Source organism: Mycobacterium simiae (genome assembly GCF_008370645.1).
Taxonomy (GTDB): domain Bacteria; phylum Actinomycetota; class Actinomycetes; order Mycobacteriales; family Mycobacteriaceae; genus Mycobacterium; species Mycobacterium simiae_A.
Genome location: NZ_VTZN01000005.1, coordinates 44,480 through 65,754 on the forward strand (window position 1 = coordinate 44,480; position 21,275 = coordinate 65,754).

Annotated in this window: 20 protein-coding genes; 11 read left to right on the plus strand and 9 right to left on the minus strand. The window is 64.4% G+C overall.

What is annotated here, in order from left to right; all coding sequences use genetic code 11:
• The first annotated feature begins 71 nt into the window (after window positions 1–71).
• Window positions 72–371, plus strand: coding sequence for a GlsB/YeaQ/YmgE family stress response membrane protein (locus F0Q45_RS01950; protein ID WP_149652301.1), 300 nt, complete (start codon window positions 72–74; stop codon window positions 369–371).
• 61 nt (window positions 372–432) lie between these two features.
• Complete coding sequence (locus F0Q45_RS01955; RefSeq protein WP_149652302.1) at window positions 433–1,461, plus strand: zinc-binding alcohol dehydrogenase family protein; 1,029 nt, start codon at window positions 433–435, stop codon at window positions 1,459–1,461.
• Window positions 1,462–1,468: 7 nt separating this feature from the next.
• Here the strand turns inward: F0Q45_RS01955 and F0Q45_RS01960 are convergent, their stop codons facing one another.
• The 4 genes from F0Q45_RS01960 to F0Q45_RS01975 form a co-directional block, all read right to left on the minus strand.
• Complete coding sequence (locus F0Q45_RS01960; protein WP_149652303.1) at window positions 1,469–2,245, minus strand: CPBP family intramembrane glutamic endopeptidase; 777 nt, start codon at window positions 2,243–2,245, stop codon at window positions 1,469–1,471.
• A gap of 101 nt (window positions 2,246–2,346) precedes the next feature.
• Complete coding sequence (locus tag F0Q45_RS01965; protein WP_262490827.1) at window positions 2,347–3,021, minus strand: MOSC domain-containing protein; 675 nt, start codon at window positions 3,019–3,021, stop codon at window positions 2,347–2,349.
• A gap of 84 nt (window positions 3,022–3,105) precedes the next feature.
• Window positions 3,106–5,496, minus strand: a complete 2,391-nt coding sequence (locus F0Q45_RS01970; RefSeq protein WP_149652304.1) for a phosphoketolase family protein — start codon at window positions 5,494–5,496, stop codon at window positions 3,106–3,108.
• Between the two features lie 47 nt (window positions 5,497–5,543).
• A complete protein-coding gene (locus F0Q45_RS01975) occupies window positions 5,544–6,404 on the minus strand; it encodes an SDR family oxidoreductase (protein ID WP_149652305.1) in 861 nt (286 codons plus the stop codon).
• Between the two features lie 100 nt (window positions 6,405–6,504).
• On the opposite strand from F0Q45_RS01975, the gene F0Q45_RS01980 reads away from it, so the two are divergent.
• From F0Q45_RS01980 to F0Q45_RS01995, 4 genes are all read left to right on the plus strand, one after another.
• Window positions 6,505–7,050: a GNAT family N-acetyltransferase gene (locus tag F0Q45_RS01980; RefSeq protein ID WP_262490828.1), complete on the plus strand. Its 546-nt coding sequence runs from the start codon at window positions 6,505–6,507 to the stop codon at window positions 7,048–7,050.
• A gap of 179 nt (window positions 7,051–7,229) precedes the next feature.
• A complete protein-coding gene (locus tag F0Q45_RS01985; protein WP_149652306.1) occupies window positions 7,230–9,719 on the plus strand; it encodes a CoA transferase in 2,490 nt (829 codons plus the stop codon).
• 56 nt (window positions 9,720–9,775) lie between these two features.
• Window positions 9,776–11,260: an acetyl-CoA acetyltransferase gene (locus F0Q45_RS01990; RefSeq protein ID WP_149652307.1), complete on the plus strand. Its 1,485-nt coding sequence runs from the start codon at window positions 9,776–9,778 to the stop codon at window positions 11,258–11,260.
• Window positions 11,261–11,361: 101 nt separating this feature from the next.
• On the plus strand, window positions 11,362–13,458 hold the full coding sequence (locus tag F0Q45_RS01995) for a hypothetical protein (protein ID WP_149652308.1): 2,097 nt from the start codon (window positions 11,362–11,364) through the stop codon (window positions 13,456–13,458).
• A 212-nt stretch (window positions 13,459–13,670) separates the two neighbouring features.
• Here the strand turns inward: F0Q45_RS01995 and F0Q45_RS02000 are convergent, their stop codons facing one another.
• The 4 genes from F0Q45_RS02000 to F0Q45_RS02015 form a co-directional block, all read right to left on the minus strand.
• A complete protein-coding gene (locus tag F0Q45_RS02000; RefSeq protein ID WP_149652309.1) occupies window positions 13,671–14,396 on the minus strand; it encodes a DUF72 domain-containing protein in 726 nt (241 codons plus the stop codon).
• Window positions 14,397–14,719: 323 nt separating this feature from the next.
• Complete coding sequence (locus tag F0Q45_RS02005) at window positions 14,720–15,964, minus strand: alpha-hydroxy acid oxidase (RefSeq protein ID WP_149652325.1); 1,245 nt, start codon at window positions 15,962–15,964, stop codon at window positions 14,720–14,722.
• A 92-nt stretch (window positions 15,965–16,056) separates the two neighbouring features.
• Complete coding sequence (locus F0Q45_RS02010; protein ID WP_149652310.1) at window positions 16,057–16,593, minus strand: carboxymuconolactone decarboxylase family protein; 537 nt, start codon at window positions 16,591–16,593, stop codon at window positions 16,057–16,059.
• A 20-nt stretch (window positions 16,594–16,613) separates the two neighbouring features.
• Window positions 16,614–17,201 (minus strand): peroxiredoxin, encoded by a 588-nt coding sequence (locus F0Q45_RS02015; RefSeq protein WP_149652311.1) that lies wholly within the window; start codon window positions 17,199–17,201, stop codon window positions 16,614–16,616.
• Between the two features lie 101 nt (window positions 17,202–17,302).
• On the opposite strand from F0Q45_RS02015, the gene F0Q45_RS02020 reads away from it, so the two are divergent.
• Genes F0Q45_RS02020 through F0Q45_RS02035 form a run of 4 tightly spaced genes read left to right on the plus strand, consistent with a single transcriptional unit; the run spans window position 17,303 to window position 20,209 of the window.
• Entirely contained in the window at window positions 17,303–18,238 is a 936-nt protein-coding gene (locus tag F0Q45_RS02020) for a hydrogen peroxide-inducible genes activator (protein ID WP_149652312.1), read from the plus strand.
• A gap of 48 nt (window positions 18,239–18,286) precedes the next feature.
• Window positions 18,287–18,988: an EthD domain-containing protein gene (locus F0Q45_RS02025; protein WP_149652313.1), complete on the plus strand. Its 702-nt coding sequence runs from the start codon at window positions 18,287–18,289 to the stop codon at window positions 18,986–18,988.
• 9 nt (window positions 18,989–18,997) lie between these two features.
• The gene (locus F0Q45_RS02030) at window positions 18,998–19,441 is read left to right on the plus strand and encodes a TIGR03618 family F420-dependent PPOX class oxidoreductase (protein ID WP_149652314.1); all 444 of its coding nucleotides are present in this window, start codon (window positions 18,998–19,000) and stop codon (window positions 19,439–19,441) included.
• Between the two features lie 9 nt (window positions 19,442–19,450).
• Entirely contained in the window at window positions 19,451–20,209 is a 759-nt protein-coding gene (locus tag F0Q45_RS02035) for an enoyl-CoA hydratase/isomerase family protein (protein ID WP_149652315.1), read from the plus strand.
• A gap of 14 nt (window positions 20,210–20,223) precedes the next feature.
• On the opposite strand, the gene F0Q45_RS02040 is transcribed toward F0Q45_RS02035, so the two are convergent.
• The gene (locus F0Q45_RS02040) at window positions 20,224–20,400 is read right to left on the minus strand and encodes a (2Fe-2S)-binding protein (RefSeq protein WP_149652316.1); all 177 of its coding nucleotides are present in this window, start codon (window positions 20,398–20,400) and stop codon (window positions 20,224–20,226) included.
• A 311-nt stretch (window positions 20,401–20,711) separates the two neighbouring features.
• Here F0Q45_RS02040 and bfr point away from each other — a divergent pair, with 311 nt between their 5' ends.
• The gene (gene bfr, locus F0Q45_RS02045; RefSeq protein WP_149652317.1) at window positions 20,712–21,191 is read left to right on the plus strand and encodes a bacterioferritin; all 480 of its coding nucleotides are present in this window, start codon (window positions 20,712–20,714) and stop codon (window positions 21,189–21,191) included.
• Window positions 21,192–21,275: the final 84 nt, after the last annotated feature.

A 21,275-nucleotide genomic window follows, 5' to 3' on the forward strand; every position in this document is an offset into this window, starting at 1 on the left:
CAAACGGTGTATACCGGGATCACGGCCCAGCAGTCGAGGGTGCCTTTGCCATTGATCTCAAGGAGACGCGGATGGACGTCATAGCGGCAACCGAATTCCTAGCCCGGTCAACCACGCTGACTAGCGTCGGTTGGATCGGCTACATCATCATCGGCGCGATCGCCGGCTGGATCGCAGGCAAGATTGTCAAAGGGGCTGGGTCCGGCATCTTGATGAACATCGTGATCGGCATTGTTGGCGCGTTGATAGGCGGGTTCCTGCTCAGCTTCTTCGTCGACACCGCAGCCGGCGGCTTTTGGTTTACCTTGTTCACCGCGATCCTAGGCTCGGTGCTGTTGCTCTGGGTCGTCGGCATGGTGCGCAGGCGCTAACTGGGCCAAGCGCTGCACCCGCGGGCGCTTACCCAGGTGTGCCGCAAGGCATCATGGACTGATGGCGTCGCTTACCGCCACGACGACGATGACCAGCTGGCAGGTACGTCGACCAGGGCCGATGATTACCGACCCGCTGGAGCGAGTGACCACGGTGGTGCCGCGGCCAGGGCCGTCGGAGTTGCTGGTGGCGGTGCACGCGTGCGGGGTTTGCCGTACCGATCTGCATGTCGCGGAGGGCGACCTTGCTGTGCACCGCCAACGGGTCACCCCCGGACACGAGGTGGTCGGGGAGGTCGTCGAAGTCGGCGCCGCTGCCGGTGACGAGTTTCGAGTTGGGGACCGGGTTGGTATCGCTTGGCTGCGCCACACCTGCGGCGTATGCAAGTACTGCCTGCGCGGCGACGAGAATCTGTGTCCCAAGTCCCGCTATACCGGCTGGGACGCCGACGGCGGATATGCCGAATTCGCCACTGTTCCAGTATCTTTCGCGCATCACCTGCCCCGCGGCTACGCCGACAGCGAGCTGGCGCCGCTATTGTGCGCCGGCATCATCGGATACCGCTCATTGTTGCGCGCCGAGCTGCCGCCCGGTGGTCGGCTGGGTCTGTATGGTTTCGGCGGCAGCGCCCATATCACCGCGCAGGTCGCACTGGCCCACGGCGCGGAGGTGCACGTAATGACCCGCGGGCCCGACGCGCGCGAGCTGGCGCTCGAACTCGGCGCCGCGTCAGTCCAAGGCGCCGCCGATCCGCCGCCGGTGCCGTTGGATGCGGCGATCTTGTTCGCTCCGGTCGGGGACCTGGTACTGCCCGCGTGCGAAGCGCTGGACCGTGGGGGCACGTTGGCGATCGCGGGCATTCATCTCAGCGACATCCCATCCCTGAATTACCATCAGCACCTGTTCCAGGAGCGCCAGATTCGATCGGTCACATCGAATACTCGGGCTGATGCGCGCGCCTTTCTTGACTTCGCCGCGCAGCATCACATCCGGGTCACCACTCCCGAATATCCATTAGGTCAGGCCGATCGTGCGCTGAGCGACCTCAGCTCGGGCCGCATCGCGGGTGCAGCTGTGCTACTGGTTTAGCCGCGACTCAGGTGGTCAGGTTCCAGACCACCGCTGCGGCTAGGGCGCCCAACCCATTCAGTGACCAATGCAGCGCGATCGGCGCGATCAGGCTCCCGCTGCGCCGGCGTAACCAACTGAACACAAAGCCGGCCGCGCCGGTGGCCAACACCGCCAGTGTCACTCCGGCCAGCATTCCGATAATTCCGCCGCCGAACAGCCGGGTGAAGCCGACGTTGTTGCTGGTCAGTCCCAACGACGTGGCGACATGCCAAAGACCGAATAGCAGCGAGCCAGCCATCGCGACGCCGCGAAAGCCCCAGGCGCGATTCAGCGCCCCGTGCAAGACACCGCGAAACGCCAGCTCTTCGGGAATGACGGTCTGTAGTGGAATGATGATCATTGAGGCGATCAGCGCGCCGGAGACGGTGGCATAGCGGTTGTTTAGGAACATCGGCCGAGTAATCGGCAGCAGCACTCCGAGCGCGATGACCGACATCACGACGGCAACAGCGACCAGCGCATATACCACGCCGGATTTCCAGTGTTGGCGGCCCAGGCCGAGTTCGGCCCAGCCCAGCCCCCGGTACCGGACCAGGATCACCAAACCGAGGGCGGCAGCCGGGACGGTAGCAATGCTCGCCCATGGCGTGGTGAAGTGGGCGACCAAGTTCGTCAACACCAGCACCACGACAACCACGGTGATATCGGCATGGATTCGTAACCTGCCGAGTCCCGGCGTCGGCACGATCGGCGCGCCGCGCTGAGCGCTGGCGGAGGCTGTGTCCGAGGCTGAGTCACGCATCGTGGCGAGTCTACCCGCGCTTAGCCGCACGTCCGTTTTCGTTGACTTCGAACAGGGGATTGGGCCGCGCTGCCGGCATCCGCCCGCCGGGGCCACGGGCCTCAATTGTCCTTCGGTGCAAGCCGGCGGCGCGCGTAGGCCGCGACCTCGTCCGACAGCGCGTCTGCCTGTAGTAGCCGGGGCAGCAGCTCGGGTTCAGACATCCGGGCGCGAAAGACCAGGCCGATGGTCACGTCATGATCGGGGCGCTGATCGATCGTGATTTCATCGCCGGCGCGTACTGTTCCGGGTGAAATTACGCGCAGGTATGCACCAGGTTTTCCAGCCTGAGTAAACATCTTGATCCAATGGCTCAGGTCCAGGAACGCCGAGAAAGTCCGGCAGGGTGTCCTAGGCGCGCAGACCTGCAGTATCAAGCCGTCGGTGCCGATACACCAATGCTCACCGATTAGTGCCCCGGTCACATCGACGCCCTCGGTAGTCAAGTTCTCCCCGAACATTCCGTGGGACAGGCTGCGGCCGAGTTGCGTTTCCCAAGTGTCGAGATCTTCCCGGGCATATGCGTAGACCGCCTGGTCATTGCCGCCATGGAGTTTCTGGTTGCCGATGGTGTCGCCGACGAGTCCGCTGCCGAGGCCACCACGCATCGGTCCTGGTGCGCGCACCAGGACCGGCTCAGATACCGCAGCCTTGTCGATGCCCGTCAACTTCGACTGCGCGCGCCAATCGGGATTGGTTCGGACACGAGCCACGTTGACCGACAACACATGCGCCACCGGAATAGGCTAACGCTGGACAAGAGTCTCGCTCATTCCGCTCGTTCGACTCCCAGGCTCAATGGGTCGTCTCGCTCCCGTCACTCACCTGCGTTCGTTCCGCTCGCTCGACTCCCAGGCCCAGCCGGAGATCTGCGGGTCGTCTTCGCCATGCTCGCGCGTGTATTGGCGGGCCGCGAGCCGGGCGTCGGCCATCCGCTGGCGCAACACAGCTGCTCGACTAGCCAGCCCGTCCACGCGGTCGATGACATCGATGACCAAGTGGAAGCGATCCAGGTCATTGAGCATCACCATGTCAAATGGTGTCGTCGTGGTCCCGCGCTCCTTGAAGCCGCGCACATGGATGTTTGGGTGGTTAGCACGGCGATAAGCGAGGCGGTGAATCAACCAGGGGTAGCCATGGTAGGCGAAAATGACTGGCTTGTCGCGAGTGAAGAGCGCGTCGAATTCCGTATCGGGTAGGCCATGGGGATGCTCAGATTCGGGCTGCAGCCGCATGACGTCAACGACGTTGACTACCCGCACGCCCAACTCGGGCAGTTCACGCCGCAGCATGGCGGCGGCCGCCAGCGTCTCTAGCGTGGGAATGTCACCGGCGCACGCCAGCACCACGTCGGGCTCACCCGCCGCCGTGCTCGCCCATTGCCAGATGCCGAGCCCACGGGTGCAGTGCGCAATGGCCTCGTCCATGTCGAGGTAGGCCAGGGCGGGTTGCTTGCCGGCGACGATGACGTTCACATAGTTGCGGCTGCGCAGGCAGTGGTCTGCCACCGACAACAAGGTGTTGGCGTCCGGTGGTAGGTAAACCCGCACCACCTCGGGACGCTTATTAGCGACCAGATCGATGAAACCCGGATCTTGATGCGATGCGCCATTGTGATCCTGGCGCCACACGTGGGAGCTCAGCAGGTAATTCAGCGACGCGATCGGCCGGCGCCACGGCAGCTCCCGGCTAGTCGACAACCATTTCGCGTGTTGATTGAACATCGAGTCGACGATGTGCACGAAGGCCTCGTAGCAGTTGAACATGCCGTGGCGGCCGCTTAGCAGGTAGCCCTCCAGCCAGCCCTGGCACAGATGCTCAGACAGCACCTCCATCACTCGACCGTCCGGCGCCAGATGGTCGTCGCCGGATATCACTGCTGCCGACCATGTCCGATCGGTGGCTTCGAACACGTCGCTCAGTCGATTCGACGCGGTTTCGTCGGGGCCCATCAGGCGGAATCGGTCGGGGTTGCGACGGATCACATCCCGCAGAAATGTGCCCAGCACTCGGGTGGCCTCATGGGTTTGGGTCGCCGGGTGATCCACCGGCACTGCGTAATTGCGGAAGTCTGGCAAATCGAGGTCGCGTAGTAGCAGCCCGCCGTTAGCGTGCGGGTTGGCACTCATCCGCCGATTCCCGGTGGGCGCCAGCGCCCGCAATTCAGCCCGCAGTCTGCCCGCGGCGTCGAACAGCTCATCGGGCCGGTAGCTACGTAGCCACTCCTCAAGTTGACCGCGGCGTGCGGCGCTATCGTGGGTCTGGGCAAGCGGAACCTGATGGGATCGCCAGGTGCCTTCGACCTGCTTCCCGTCGACCTCCTTCGGCCCGGTCCAGCCCTTCGGTGTGCGCAATACGATCATCGGCCACACCGGTCGCCCGCCGCTCTCGCCCTCACGGGCAGCGTGCTGAATCGCCGCAATATCGTCGAATGCGTCATCGAGCGCACCCGCCAACTGCTGATGCACAGCAATCGGATCATCCCCAACGACCATGATCGGCCGGTATCCGTAACCGCGAAACAGCGATTCCAACTCCTGATGCGGAATCCGATCCAGCACAGTCGGATTGGCGATCTTGTAGCCGTTGAGGTGCAGGATTGGCAGCACTGCCCCGTCGATCGCGGGGTTGAGGAACTTGTTGGAGTGCCAGCTGGCGGCCAATGGCCCAGTCTCGGCCTCGCCATCACCAATAACGCACGCGACCACTAAATCGGGGTTGTCGAAAGCCGCGCCGAACGCATGCACCAGCGCGTAGCCGAGTTCGCCGCCCTCGTGAATCGACCCCGGAGTTTGAGCCGCCACATGGCTGGGGATACCGCCCGGGAAGGAGAACTGCCGAAACAGCCGGCGCAATCCCTCGGTGTTTTCTCCGATGCTGGTGTACACCTCGCTGTAGGTGCCTTCGAGGTAGGCATTGGCGACCAAGCCGGGGCCGCCGTGCCCCGGGCCGGTGACATAGATGACGTTGGCGTCGCGGTTGCGGATTATCCGGTTCAGGTGCGCATAGATGAGGTTGAGTCCTGGCGTGGTGCCCCAGTGTCCCAGCAGGCGCGGTTTGACGTGCTCGGCCAACAGCGGTTCGGTCAGCAGCGGATTGTCCAGTAGATAGATTTGGCCGACCGACAGGTAGTTAGCCGCACGCCAGTAAGCCCCTATGCGGGCCACTTCGTCGTCGGAGAGGGTAGCGGTCGGCTGCGTTGCAAGGCTCACTCGGCCGATTGTGCGCACCTTTGATGAATGCCCAATTGACGGCGGATTTATCCTTCGCCGCGAGCGCGGGCCTCATAGGCCCTACGCTGGGCGACATTGATGTCCTCGGTGAACACATGCTCGCCACCAAGGATGCGGTTCAGCCCCTCAGCCACCCAGCGGGGCATGAATTTCTGCGACACGACCATCGCGCCGGCTGCCCTGGTGACCCGCACCCGGGGCTTGGGGTGGGCTATCAACTTGACGATCGCGTCGGCAATGTCGCTCGGCTCAGCGTTTTTGAACCCCTTGACCCCGGCGGTGCCGGCGGTCAACTCGGTGTTGACGAACGTCGGCGACACCATCGAGAATCTCACTCCGGCTTCGCGGTACTCGAGCCGCGCCGAGTCCGTGAACGCCACCACCGCGTGCTTGCTCGCGCAGTAGGTGGCAAGTCCGGCGGCGTAGAGTTCCCCGGCAAGCGAGGCCACGTTGATGACGTGCCCCTGGCCGCGAGGCACCATCCGCTGCACCGCAAGTTTGCTGCCCAAGATGACCCCGAACACGTTGATATCCAAAATGCGCCGGGTAACCGCGTCCGGCTCATCGATGATGCGTCCGACGGGCATGATGCCGGCGTTGTTGACCAGCACGTCGATCGGGCCCAACTGGCGCTCGACTTGATCGAGAAAATCTGAAAACGACTCCCGGTCGGTGACATCGAGTTTGCCGTAGACGTCGAGCCCGAGGTCAGCCCCGGACTCCTTCACCGTCGCCTCGTCGACGTCGCCTATCGCGACCTTGGCGCCCAACCCGTGCAGCACGGTTGCGGTGGCTAACCCAATTCCCCGCGCGCCGCCGGTGATCACGATTACTTTCTCGCGGACCTTGTTCCGGACCTTGGGACCGATGGACTCGGTGTCTGCCATGTGCGTCCCCTCAACGGCATTTAACGGGTGTCAACTACGCGACTCGGTAAGCACATCACTCGGACCGCGTGTTGCGCAACAACCACACTGGGGTGGTTGGGTGGCTGGGCGGGCGGAGGGCATCGATACTGCAACGATGACCGAGGTGCGCACGGCCGTTCCAGCGGATGCCTACGCGGTGGCCCGAGTGCACCTCCGGTCCTGGCGGTGGGCGTACCCGGGCCTTATCGACCAGGACTACCTCGACAAGCTGACCCCCGAGGTTTTCACCGCCCGATACACCTTTGGCAGGATCGGTGTCCAACTGCCGACCACGTTGGTCGCGGTCGACGGCCTTACCGTCCGTGGCTTTGCTACCACCGGATTGAGCCGGCACCCGGACCTACCCAACTATGGCGAGCTGATGGCGATCTACGTCGATCCCGCGCATGCAGGCACCGGAATTGGTCGTTTGCTGATCACCGCTGCGCGCGGGAGGCTACGCCGAGTGGGTGTCATGCATGCGTCGCTGTGGGTGCTCGACGGCAATGTGCGGGCCCGGCGATTCTACGAACGCGATGGGTGGTGTTTCGACGGGACGCGCCGGCGGGAGATCATCGGCGCTTCCGCGGTCGACGAGGTGCGCTATCGACGCACGTTGGTCTAACCGTGGCGGGACGACGCGGATAGCGCCGCAACGTTGTCCCGCCCGCGACCCGCCGCCGCTGCGCACATGGTGTGTCGCGCCGGAGGCGAGTCCGGCCGCGCCGGGCATGCCAACCCGAGGTGATTCGACGACGACGCTGGTGCGCTGGGCGGGGTCGCCCTGCCGGGTACCGTGTGCGGATGGCCGACAGATTGCTCGCGGCGGTGCGCGTCCTCGATTTGTCCGACGGCTCGTGCAGCGGTGGGGCCGAGTCAATCAGCCGCTTGCTCGCCGATCTGGGAGCCGACGTGCTCAAGGTGGAACCTCCCGGCGGCAGTCCGGGCCGCGCCGTCCGACCCACGTTGGCCGGAGCCAGCATTCCGTTCGCCGTGCACAACGCCAACAAGCGCAGCGCGGTGCTGGATCCGCGCGACGAGACAGACCGCCAGCGTTTCCTCGAGCTTGCCGCCAGCGCCGACATTGTCGTCGACAGCGGCCGGCCCGGCCGGGCCGCCGCGTACGGGACCTCGTGTGCCGAGCTGGCCGATCGCTACTCCAACTTGGTGGCGCTGTCGTTCAGCGACTTCGGCTCGTCCGGCCCGAAATCATCGTGGCGGGCCACCGATCCTGTGTTGTATGCGATGTCGGGCTCGCTGTCGCGGTCAGGCCCCACCACCGGTACCCCGGTATTGCCGCCCGACGGCATCGCCTCCGCGACCGCCGCCGTCCAAGCCGCCTGGTCCGCACTAGTCGCGTACTACAACAAATTACGTTGCGGCACAGGGGATTACATCGACTTTTCGCGGTACGACGCGGTGGTCATGGCACTAGACCCGGCTTTCGGGGCGCACGGACAGGCCGCAGCCGGTATCCGCAGCAGCGCGCGGTGGCGGGGACGTCCCAAAAACCAGGATGCCTACCCGATCTATCCGTGCCAGGACGGCTATGCGCGGCTTTGCGTGATGGCCCCGCGACAATGGCGCGGCCTGCGACGCTGGTTGGGGGAGCCACAAGACTTCCAAGACCCCAAGTACGACGTGATCGGCGCGCGTTTCGCCGCGTGGCCCCAGATCGGCGAGTTGGTGGCGGCGCTGTTCGCCGATCGGACCATGAAAGAGCTGGTCGCGGCCGGACAAGGGCACGGGGTGCCGATCGCGGCTGTGCTGACACCGTCGCGAATCCTAGGCTCCGAGCACTTCCAGGCGGTGGGAGCCATCACCGATACCGACCTCGTTCCCGGCGTGCACACCAAGGTGCCGACTGGATACTTCGTGGTCAACGGGCAGCGTGCCGGCTTTCGTACCTCGGCTCCCGCCGTCGGACAGGACAACCCCCGCTGGCGTGCCGCTCCGGCGTCGATGCCGCCACCCGCAGCCGAGGTGGGTGGCTACCCCTTCGAGGGGCTGCGGATCCTTGATCTCGGCATCATCGTCGCCGGCGGCGAGTTGAGCCGACTGTTCGGCGACTTGGGCGCCGAGGTGATCAAGGTCGAAAGCGCCGACTTTCCCGACGGGCTGCGACAGGCCCGGATCGGTGAAGTCATGAGCGAGTCGTTCGCCTGGACACATCGCAATCACCGCGGGTTGGGCTTGGACCTGCGTAGCAGCGAGGGTAAGGAGATTTTCGGTCGACTGGTCGCTGAGGCGGACGCCGTCTTCGCTAACTTCAAACCGGGAACCCTTGCCTCTCTTGGCTTTAACTACGAAAAGCTGCGTGCTCTCAACCCGCGAATTGTGCTTGCGGGCAGCAGCGCGTTCGGCAACCAAGGGCCCTGGAGCACCCGGCTCGGCTATGGCCCGTTGGTCCGCGCCACCACCGGGGTCACCAGCGTGTGGACCTCTGGGGATGCCGCCGCCGACGGCGCCCGACACGCCTTCTACGACGCGACGACGATCTTCCCTGATCACGTCGTGGGACGGATCGTCGCCATCCTCGCTCTGGCGGCGCTGATCCACCGCGATCGAACCGGGACCGGAGCGCATGTCCACATTTCGCAAGCCGAAGTCGTGGTCAACCAACTGGACACCCTGTTCGTGACAGCAGCCGCACTGGCCGCGGGCGTCACGGACATCTGCAACGACATCAGCGTCCATGCGGTCTGTCGCTGCGCCGGCGACGACGAATGGTGCGTCATCTCGATCTGCTCCGACGGCGACTGGCGTCGCGCGGCAACAGTCTTTGGCCGCCCCGAGTTGGTTGACGACCCGCGCTTCGTGACCGCCGCGGCGCGGCTTGCCAACCGCGCCGCGTTGACAACAGTCATGTCGGCCTGGACGAGCACTCGCAGCCCGGCACAGGCGGCCCAAGCCCTACAGTCCGGCGGTGTAGCTGCGGGACCGATGAACCGCCCACCAGATCTGCTCGAAGACCCTCAGCTGATCGAGCGAAAGCTCTTCCGCGACATGCTCCATCCGCTCATTGACCGTCCGCTGCCGGCCGAGACGGGTCCGGCGCCATTTCGCCATATCCCGCAGTCACCCCAACGGCCGGCGCCGCAGGCGGGCCAGGACACCCGGGAAGTATGCCGGGAGGTGCTCGCCATGAGCTCAGACGAGACCGAGCGTCTGATCGCCCGCGGCGTGCTGTTCACTTCGACGCCGTCAAGGGCAGCGGGCCGGGAGGCGAATTGGGGCTCAAGGCCTCGAAACCTACCGCACGCTGAGATCGATCTATCGGACGATCCGGCGTAGGTCGCTCGCCCGATGCTGGTGTGCGGCTCGGCGCAGACCGGCGTTAGGTTCGAGTCATGCCCCTTGACCCCAGGACGCCAGTCCTCATCGGCTATGGCCAGGTCAACCACCGCGACGAGATCGACCCCAGCACCCGGTCCGTTGAACCGGTCGACTTGATGGTCGCCGCCGCCCGGGAGGCCGCCGGTTCCCGCGTGCTCGAAGCCGTCGACTCCATTCGCGTGGTGCATATGCTCTCGGCGCACTACCGAAACCCGGGACACTTGCTGGGCGAGCGCCTCAACGCCAGCACCCGCGCCGCGAGCTACGGCAACGTCGGAGGTAACACGCCGCAGTCGCTGGTCAACCAAGCCAGCCTGGACATCCAGCGCGGACGGGCCGGCGTCGTGCTGATTGCCGGGGCCGAAACCTGGCGGACCAGAATGGGGCTTAAGGCCAAGGGCAACCGGCTGGTGTGGACGGTGCAAGACGAATCCGTTCCGATGCCGGTAGTTGGCGGTGATGACCTGCAGATGGCCGGCGAGGCCGACCTGCGGATCATGCTCGACCGACCGTCCTACGTGTACCCGCTGTTCGAGCAGGCACTGCGGATCGCCAACGGCGAGTCGACAGCGGCGCACCGGAGACGGGTGGGAGAGCTGTGGGCCCGCTTCAACGCCGTCGCGGTCGAAAATCCTCACGCCTGGATCCGCTATCCGGTGACTGCCGAGGCAATATGGCAGCCGAGCCCCGACAATCGCATGGTCAGCTGGCCCTATACGAAGTTGATGAACTCCAACAACATGGTTGATCAGGGCGCCGCGCTGATCCTGACGTCGGTGGAGCAGGCGACGCGGTTGCGAGTCCCCGCTGAGCGCTGGGTTTACCCGCAGGCGGGCACCGCCGCGCACGACACCCCGGCGATCGTCGAGCGAGGTGAGTTGCACCAGTCTCCGGCGATCCGGATTGCGGGTGCGCGCGTGTTGGAACTCGCCGGCCTGGACATCGACGATGTCGATTACGTGGACTTGTACTCGTGTTTCCCGTCTGCTGTGCAAATCGCCGCGGCCGAGCTCGGGCTGCCCGTCGATGATCCGGCCCGCCCGCTGACCGTCACCGGCGGGTTGACCTTTGCCGGCGGGCCGTGGAGCAATTACGTCACCCATTCCATCGCCACCATGGCCGAGCGGTTGGTGGCCAACCCAGGTCGCCGCGGGCTGATCACCGCGAACGGCGGCTATCTGACAAAGCACAGCTTCGGCATCTACAGCACCGAGCCACCTTCGGCATTCCGCTGGGAAGATGTGCAAGCGGTGGTGGATCGCGAGCCCACGACGAGGGGGTTGGTTGAATGGGAGGGAGTCGGCACCGTCGAGTCCTGGACGACACCGTTTAGCCGGGATGGCCGACCGGAGCGGGCCTTTGTGGCCGTACGCACGCCCGACGGGGCGCGCGCCCTGGGCGTGATCACTGATCCCGCTTCGGCCGAAGCCACGGTGCAAGAGGACATCGCAGGCGCCAAGATTGCCGTCGAGCCCGATGGCAGCGCCACGCTGCAGTAACCGGCGGTGCCCACTCCAGGGTCACGGTCGCGACTCAATCCTCGCGGAAGTAGGGGCGGCGTGCTTATTGTCATGAGAAGACGTTGGGGAAGGTGGGCAGGGTGCACGTCCTGGTTACCGACGCCGCCGGGATAGCCGGGCGGCTGGTAGCACGACAGCTGATAGCGACCGGGCACACGGTCAGCGGCATCGCCTCATACCCGCACAACTGCCTGGACCCCAATGTCGATTTTGTTTGCGCGTCGCTGCGCGACCCGGTGTTGTTGGAACTGGCCGCCGAAGCCGACGCGGTGATTCACCTGGCCCCGGTCGAGGCCGACGCGCCGGGCACAGCCGGCCTCAACGGCCTGGCCCACGTCAGCAACGCTGCCTCCCGCGCGGGAGCCCGGCTGCTGTTCGTGTCCCAAGCAGCGGGGTCACCCGAGCTCTATCAGCAGGCTGAGACCTTGGTGACTAGCTGTTGGATACCCAGCTTGGTCATCCGCATCGCACCACTGGTCGGCCGCCAGCTCGACTGGATGGTGTGTCGGACGGTGGCCACTCTGCTGCGCAGCAAGGTGTCGGCTCAGCCAATGCGGGTACTGCACCTCGACGACCTGCTCCGCTTTTTAGTTTTGGCGCTGAGCACCGACCGCAACGGTGTGATAGACCTGGCCACCCCAGACACCACCAATGTAATCACCGCATGGCGGCTGCTGCGATCGGCCGAACCGCGCTTGCGTGCCCACCGGGTCCCCAGCTGGACACAACTGGTCCCACACATGGATACTGCTGCAGCGCAAGAAGATTGGAATTTCCAGTACGGCTGGCAGGCGACCGAGGCAATCGTGGACACCGGGCGCGGCCTCATCGGCCGCAAACTCGATCCGGCCGGCGCCACCATCGGGTCCGGTCAACTGGCGCTACCGGTAGAACCCGTACCACGGCTGATGCCCCCTGACGGCGCCACCTTGGGTTCGGCCGCGCCTGACGGGCTAGAGGGCGAGTTCGACGACCGGATCGATCCACGGTTCCCGGTCTTCAGCGCGACCAGTCTCGCCGAAGCGCTGCCCGGACCGCTGACCCCGATGACGCTGGATGTCCAGCTGGGTGCACTGCGCGGGGCAGGTCGGGCGATGGGTCGCGTGCTGGCCCTTGGCGAAGTGGTCGCCGACGAGTGGGCGAGCAGGGCGATCGCAGTGTTCGGTCATCGTCCCTACGTAGGGGTGTCGGCCAATATCGTGGCGGCTGCTCAGCTGCCAGGCTGGGACGAGCAGGCGGTCACCCGGCGTGCGTTGGGCGCGCAGCCGCAGCTTACGAACCTGCTGCCGTTTGGCCGACCTCAGTTGGCGGGCGGCGCGCTCGGGTCGGTCGCCAAGGTGGTCGTGACGGCGCGCTCACTGGCCCTGTTGCGTCATCTTCGCGCTGACACGCAGCGCTACGTTGCGGCTGCCGCAACAGAACACCTCGACGCCGAGCAGCTGAGCGCGCTACGGGATGCCAGTCTGGAAGTGCGGGTGCCCTTGTTGCGGGACCGCATTCACCAAGGCTGGGTCCTCACCGCACTGTGGGTCATCGACACCGGCATCACCGCCGCAACCCTAGAGCACACTCGCGCGAGCTCCAGCGTTTCCGGAGTCGGGGTGATCATGGAAAGCGACCGTAGCGCGGTAGAAACGGCGGCGCTCGCAGAAATCCTGCGTGCCGACGCCCCGCTGTGCGCGCTGGCCAGCGAAGGCAATGTCGCCAGCATCCGAGCACTGTCCCCGGCAGCCGCTGCCGCTCTCGATGCGGCCGTTTTCCAGCTCGCACACCGTGGCTGGGGAGAAGCCGAGCTGGCCAACCCCACGTTCGGCGACGATCCCGCGTTGCTGCTGAAAGCCGCCGCTGAAGCCGCTGCGGCACCCCCGGATCCGGCAGTGCAGGCAACCCTGTCTCAGCGCCTGGCTGCCAGTGCTCGCAGTTCGCGGGAGCTGGCTCACGACACCACCATCCGGTTCACGCACGAACTTAGGATGACGCTGCGCGAGTTGGGGTCTCGCCGGGTGGCGGCTGACTTGATCGACACGGTGGACGACGTGTACTACCTGACTTGCGACGAGGTGGTGACCATGCCCACCGATTCCCGACTACGGGTCAAACGCCGACGCGCCGAACGGGAACGCTTGCAAGCTCAGCACCCTCCTGACGTTATCGACCACACCTGGACCACTGGCTAGCATCAGCCGTTGTTCGGCAAACGGTTAGGCACGCGCGGTCGAGCGATTTCGGCCAGCACACATCGTCTTTGGCGAACCGTGGGCGCTCGTACGGGCGGTCGCCTGCGCCGGCCAAAAGAATGCTGGCCCGGTGAATACACCTCGAGCTCCGGCACATCCGCGGGCCGCTGATGGCCAAGCATTGTCCAGCCGACCTGGCTACTTGGACCGGTTTAGCTCAACAGTTCGCGCAAGGACAGCGCGTTGCGGACGGCGTTGCCACCTAGGTCGTTGTTGAAATACAGCCACACGTCGCGGCCTTCGCTTTCCCAATCGCCGATGCGCTCGGCCCACCACCGCAACTCGTCCGGGGAATACGACCCCCCGTACCTCGCGTTCGGATCCGGACCATGCATCCGGACGTACACCAGGTCGGTGGTGGCTCGCGAAATACACTGCAGCCCAGCACCGCTCATCACCACATAGGCGACGCGGCGCCGTTCCAGGATAGCGTACACCGCGGGATCGGCCCAGGACGGATGCCGCAATTCCACCGCCACACGGATAAACGCCGGCACCTTGCCAAGGAAGAAATCAAGGCGAGCGTCATCTCGCTGCTGCTCCGGATGCAGCTGCACCAGCAGCACGCCACGATGATCACCCAGTACGTGCCAACAGCTTTCGAACCGCTCAAGCCAAGGCTCGGGTGACGCCAGTCGGCGGTAGTGGGTCAATCCGCGATGGGCCTTGACCGACATGGTGAACCCGTCCGGCATCTGGTCTCGCCACGCCGCAAACGTTACATCTTTGGGCCAGCGGTAGAAGCTGGCGTTCAACTCGACTGTGTCAAAGACTTCGGCGTAGCGGACCAACCGGCGCCCTGCAGGCAGCCCTCGCCGGTACAGCACATCAGTCCAGTGCTGATAGGACCACCCCGAGGTACCGATCCGAACAGCCACAGCGGATCAGCCCGTCACCTGCCGGCGAACTTCATCGTCCAGCGACATTCCCAGCGCTGCCCGGTAGGTGATACCGGGGACCTTGAGTAGCCGTTTCATCCGTTGTTGGGGCCTTTCCATATCGGCGGCGTACCCGTCGGGCCCCGGTGCAAACCCGGCGGTCGTCGCGGCGGCACGCTATGCACCCAGGCCACGCTACCCGTAACCCAACGATTAAGTCGCCGTTTGGCTTTCACTGCCGTCGGCAGCGACCGCAGCCAGCCACGGGTGCGGCGGCCCGCCATCACCATTAGACTCCCATGGCCGTGACCAAGTAACTGGCGTCACGCTGGTGGATCACTGGGCCGCAGCCCGCGCAGCTGTGTCACGTGCTGGGGTGAGAGCTCGTGTAAGCAGGTCACACCCAGCAGCCGCATGGTTCGCGTCACGCCGCTGCCTAGGATTTCGATCGCGCGTCGGACGCCTGCCTCGCCGCCGGCCATCAATCCGTAGAGGTAGGCCCGTCCGACCAAACTGCACCGCGCTCCCAGGGCGATCGCGGCGACGATGTCGGCGCCCGACATGATGCCGGTATCCAACAAAATCTCGGTGTCCTTGCCTAGCTCGCGCGCGACCGAGGGCAACAGCTGGAAGGGGACTGGCGCCCGATCCAGCTGGCGCCCGCCATGATTGGACAACACGATGCCATCGACGCCGCGTTCTACCACGGCGCGCGCATCGTCGAGTGTTTGGATTCCCTTGACCACCAGCTTCCCCGGCCATTGAGTCTTGATCCAGGCCAGATCGTCGAAGGTGACACTAGGGTCGAACATGGTGTTCAGGTACTCGGCGACGGTGCCCGCCCAACGATCCAGCGACGCGAAGGACAGCGGCTCTGTGGTCAACAGGTCGAACCACCAGTGCGGGTGCGGCAGCGCATCCAGCAGCGTTCGCACCGTCAGCGCCGGCGGAATCGTCATGCCGTTGCGAACGTCGCGCAACCGCGCACCGGCCACCGGGACGTCGACGGTAACCAGCATGGTGTCAAAGCCGGCAGCTGCCGCGCGCTTGACCAATGCCATCGACCGGTCGCGGTCACGCCACATGTACAGCTGAAACCATTTGCGGCCCTGGGGAACAGTGGTCACCAGAGCTTCGATCGAGCAGGTGGCCAGGGTAGACATCGAGAACGGTATTCCGGCCGCGGCGGCCGCCCGTGCACCGGCTATCTCACCTCCGGTGTGCATCAACCGGGTGAATCCCGTGGGGGCAATACCGAACGGCAACGCCACCGACTGTCCAAGAACATCCCAGCCGGTGCCTACATTGGTGACGTCCCGCAGGATCGTAGGATGAAACTCGATTTCGCGGAACGCCTGCCGGGCACGCTGGATGGAAATCTCGTCCTCGGCGGCGCCGTCAGCGTAGTCGAATACAGCCCTGGGCGTTCGCCGCTTAGCGATGCGCCGCAAGTCCTCGATGGTCAGGGCGGCGTCCAAACGGCGCTTGGTGCGGCCCAATTGAGGCCGCTTAAACTGAATGAGCGGTGCCAGATCCCGCACCTTCGGTACCCGCCGTTGAATCGCCATCACCGAATCTAACCAGTGTGTTAGCCCGATATGACGAAGGCGAGCGCGAGACACCACCAACGTGTGCAGTGCCATCGACCGTCAGCAGAACCTCAACCAACGGCAGCCAGCGTCTGGGCGGTGGTCATTGCTTGCGCCACACCGGCAACAATCGCCGCGGCCTTCAAGGCCTCCAGCACCATCTCCCGGCTCACACCTGCCTGACGCAGCGTGTGCTCGTGGGCAACCACGCAGTGTGAGCAGCCGTTGATCGACGACACGGCCAAGCACCACAACTCGAAATCGACCTTATCCACACCCGGATCGGCGATCACATTCATCCGCAGTCCGGCACGCAGGTCGTCGTACTGACCGTCCAGGAAGCCGCGACCACGGTAAAACACGTTGTTCATGCCCATGATGGACGCGGCCGCCAGCGCGGCATGGTAGGCGTCGGCGGACAGACTGTCGGCCGCTTCGGCTCCAATTTCGCTCAATACCTGGCTGTTTCGCGTCGCAGCCGCGCAGGCCAGCAGGGTTCCCCACAGCTGCTGGCCATCCAGTAGGGTGCTGCGGGTGATCGACCCCAGGTTGAGCTTGAGGTCCTTGGCGTACAAAGGCAGCGCGGTCTTGAGATTCTCGACGCTCATCTCGGCTCCTTACGCCCTGTTTAAGCTGATGCCTTGAGCAATTCACCGGCGTCCAGCGTGGGGTCGCCCTTACGCCAATTGCAGGCGCACAGTTCGTCGGACTGCAGCGCGTCCAGCACGCGCAGCACCTCGTCAACGTTGCGTCCCACGGATCCGGCGGTCGCCGAGACGAATTGGATCTCGTTGTTGGGATCGACGATGAAGGTCACCCGGTCCGCGACGCCGTTGTCGTTCAGCACGCCGCTGGCCTGGCACAGTTCGCGCTTGATGTCCGACAGCATCGGGAAGGGCAACTTCTTCAGTTCCGCATGCTGGGCTCGCCACTGGAAGTGCACAAACTCACTGTCGATCGAGACCCCCAGGACCTGTGCGTCGCGGTCCTCGAACTCCTCGTTCAGCTTGCCGAACGCCGCGATTTCGGTCGGGCACACGAAAGTGAAGTCCTTCGGCCAGAAGAACACGATCCGCCACTTGCCGGGGTGGTCATCGCTGGTGATGGTGGTGAAGTAGTCCCCGGGCTGCTGGGCGTCAACTTTCGACAGGTCGCCGCCGATCAGCGCGGTCAAGCGGTAGGCAGGGAACTGGTCGCCAATGGTCAGCAATGACATGTTGCTCCTTAACTGGATTCACTCAAGATTAGTCTCGGTTTCCATCATGCCGCGGAGCCGGTTTGAAAGTAAAGGTGATATATCACACTATACTGATCGCAATGACCGATAAGACTTATCGGCCGTCCCTGGCCGGATTGCGCGCGTTCGCCGCGGTGGGGGAGAAGCAGCATTTCGGCAGTGCGGCAATGGTTCTCGGGGTCAGCCAGTCCACCCTGTCGCAGGCGTTGACCGCGCTGGAGGCCGGCCTGGGCACCCAGCTCGTTGAGCGGTCGACGCGGCGCGTCTTTCTGACGACCGAGGGCACACACTTGCTACCACTGGCCCAAGCGGCGGTCGAGGCGGCTGACGCCTTTCTCAGCGCCGCGACAGGAGTCGCTGATCCGCTGCGCGGCAGCATCCGGTTGGGATTGATTCCCACCGTGGCGCCCTACCTGCTGCCGAGGTTGCTAGCCGGACTTGCCAGTCATCTGCCGGCGCTGACAGTTCGAGTGATCGAAGACCAGACCGAACGCCTGTTGACCGCGTTGCGGGGCGGGGCGCTGGACGCAGCATTGATGGCGTTACCCACCGAATTTGGTGGTGTCACCGAGATTCCACTCTATGATGAGGACTTCGTCTTGGCGCTACCCCCGGGACATCCGCTGTCCGGAAAACATCGGGTGTCTACCGCGGCGTTGGCGGAGTTGCCGCTGCTCTTACTGGACGAGGGTCACTGCCTTCGCGATCAGGCTCTAGACGTCTGCCAAAAGGCCGGGGTCCGGCCAGAGCTAGCCGACACTCGGGCCGCTTCGCTGGCAACCGCCGTCCAATGCGTGACGGGCGGATTGGGGGCGACGCTGATACCGCAGAGCGCAGTACCTGTCGAGGCCGCACGCAGTCGGGTCGGGCTTGCGCACTTTGCCGTACCACGCCCGGGGCGACGGATTGGCCTGGTCTATCGCTCGTCGAGTGGTCGCGACGTGTCTTATCAGCAGCTTGCGCGGGTTATCGGGGAATCGATCGGCAGCAAGCCGGGGGTGCGCCGGGTCAACTAAGGCACGCGGTGCACCCGGATCTATTGGCGGCGCGAGTAAGTTCGGACCATGGAGAAGGTGATCGCCGTTCTCATGCGCGCTGAGCCTGACGACGACTGGTGCGCCCGGCAACGAGGCCCGGTCGCCGACGCTTTGTTAGCGCTGGGCTTTCCGGGGCTCTCGGTCAATGTCCGCGACGGTGCAGTGCGCGAGTCGCTGATGACGCTGACCACACTTGATCCGCCGGTCGGGGCGGTGGTGACGGTGTGGACCCAGCAATGCTATGGCGACCAGATGACAGAGGCGGTGCGGCTGCTCAGCCGAGAATGTCAACAACTCGGCGCCTACCTGGTGACCGAGTCGATGCCGATTCCTCCACCGGTCGTCGAACCAGGTTGTCGCACAAGAGGTTTAGCGAATGTCGCGTTGCTGAGGCGCCCTGCGGGGCTGGACCAGGCGACCTGGCTGACCCGCTGGCAGCTCGATCACACGCCAGTGGCCATCGAGACCCAAGCAACATTCGGCTACACCCAGAACTGGGTGGTGCGAACCCTCACGCCCGACGCGCCAGCAATCTCAGGAATCGTCGAGGAGCTGTTCCCGGCAGAGGCGATCACCGATCTCCGGGCATTCTTCGGCGCCACCGATGACGCCGACTTACAGCACCGGATCAGCCGAATGGTGGCCAGCACGGCCGCATTCGGCGCCAACGAGAACATCGACACCGTTCCAACTAGCCGCTACGTGTTCACGTCTCCGTTCGAAATGTGAGGACTGCTGATGACGACGCTCACCGATGCCGTGGCGCTGGCCGTGGCCGATAAGGGCTTGGCGGTGATCTCTACCGTTCGCGCTGATGGCACCGTGCAAGCTTCGCTGGTCAATGTCGGTCTGCTCTCGCATCCCGCCAGGGCACACCCGGTGCTGGGCCTTACCAGCTACGGCAAAGTCAAACTCAACAACCTGCGAGCACGGCCGCAACTAGCGGTCACTTTCCGCAACGGCTGGCAGTGGGCGACCGTCGAAGGCCGGGCGGAACTCGTCGGCCCCGACGACGCCCAACCGTGGCTGGCCGACACCGACCAGCTGCGGCTGCTGCTGCGTGAAGTATTTATCGCTGCGGGCGGCACCCACGACAACTGGGCGGAGTACGACCGAGTAATGGCTCAAGAGCGGCGTGCCGTCGTGTTGATCGAGCCGACCCGCGTCTACAGCAACGGTTAAGCTGCAACCGTGACGCTGCAGATCGACGACAGTAACCGCGTACGCACGCTCACATTGAATCGGCCCGAGGCGCTCAACGCCTTCAACGAAGCCCTCTACGACGCCACCGCGCAGGCGTTGTTAGACGCCGCCGAAGACCCGCAGGTCGCGGTAGTCGTGCTGACAGGCGCGGGGCGTGGCTTCAGTGCCGGTACCGATCTGGCCGAGATGCAGGCACGCATCACCGACCCCAACTTCACCAACGGAAAATACGGCTTCCGGGGACTCATCGAGGCGCTCAGCGCTTTTCCCAAACCGCTGATCTGTGCGGTCAACGGCATCGGCGTCGGGATCGGCACTACTATCCTCGGCTACGCAGATCTGGCGTTCATGTCCTCAACGGCGCGCCTGAAGTGCCCGTTCACCAGCCTGGGTGTGGCACCGGAGGCGGCATCGTCATTTCTGCTACCGCAGCTGGTTGGTCGGCAGAATGCCGCGTGGCTTTTGATGTCTTCGGAATGGGTCAACGCTGATGAGGCCTTGCGGATGGGGTTAGTTTGGCGAGTCTGTGCGCCAGAGGGGCTGCTGTCCGAGGCCCGCCGCTACGCCGAAAATCTTGCCGCGCGGCCGATTTCGAGCTTGATGGCGGTCAAGCACACGATCATGGAACCGATCCGCCCCCAGATCGCGGCCGCCAGCGCCCGAGAGCACGCGCACTTCGCCGAGCTGATGGGCGCGCAACACAATGCCGCTGCGCTGGCAGATTTCAGCGAGCGACGGCGGACCTAGCCAACCAGACGGCCCTAAACTGCGGCGGGTTGGCTAGCGGCGGCGATGATTGCCCGCAGCGTACGGCGGCAGCGTCCGCAATCGCCGCCTGCGCCGCACACAGCGGCGACTTCTTTCGAGGTCGACGCACCCCGAGCGACGGCGTCACAGACGGTCTGGTTGGTGGCTCCGACACAGAGACACACATACATCAGCGCACCCCGGCCAGCTGCTCGCCGCCGACACCCCGCGTGATGAGGTGGGGCAATTGAGCCACCGAACGAACGGTCCGCATATTAGTGGAGTCTAACCTAACTAGCTTAGTGAAGTCTAACCTAAGCACACCCCGCCCTGCCCTTGCGTGACGCGCCGACGGCGCAACGATGACTGCTCAAAGCAGCACTCGCTGCACTACATTGAATTGCGGCACGCAAAGGTGCTGCTAGAACCCAGCCATGGCGGCGCTCCAGCCCAGCCCGTCCGCTGCGGTACACATGCCAGCCTTCACACCGTAGGAGTGATCATGCAAGGTGATCCGGATGTTCTGCGTCTGCTCAACGAACAGTTGACCAGCGAACTGACGGCTATCAATCAATACTTCCTACACTCGAAGATGCAAGAAAACTGGGGTTTTACCGAGCTGGCTGCCAAAACCCGCGCGGAGTCCTTCGACGAAATGCGCCACGCCGAAGCGATCACCGACCGCATTTTGTTGCTTGATGGGTTACCGAACTACCAGCGGATTTTCTCGCTACGCATTGGGCAGACGCTGCGCGAGCAGTTCGAGGCGGATCTGGCTATCGAGTACGAAGTGTTGGAACGACTCAGGCCTGGAATCATCATGTGCCGGGAAAAGCAGGACACCACCAGCGCCGTTCTGCTGGAGAAGATCGTCGCCGACGAAGAATCCCACGTCGACTACTTGGAGACGCAACTAGAGCTGATGGAAAAGCTGGGCGAAGAGCTGTACTCGGCCCAGTGTGTGTCCCGCCCACCGGAATAGGGGTCGGCGTAAGTAACGGAACGAATTTGGTTGTTTTCGTAATGGTCATTTGGTCGCCGCTTACCGCGATTTAGCCTCAAACCG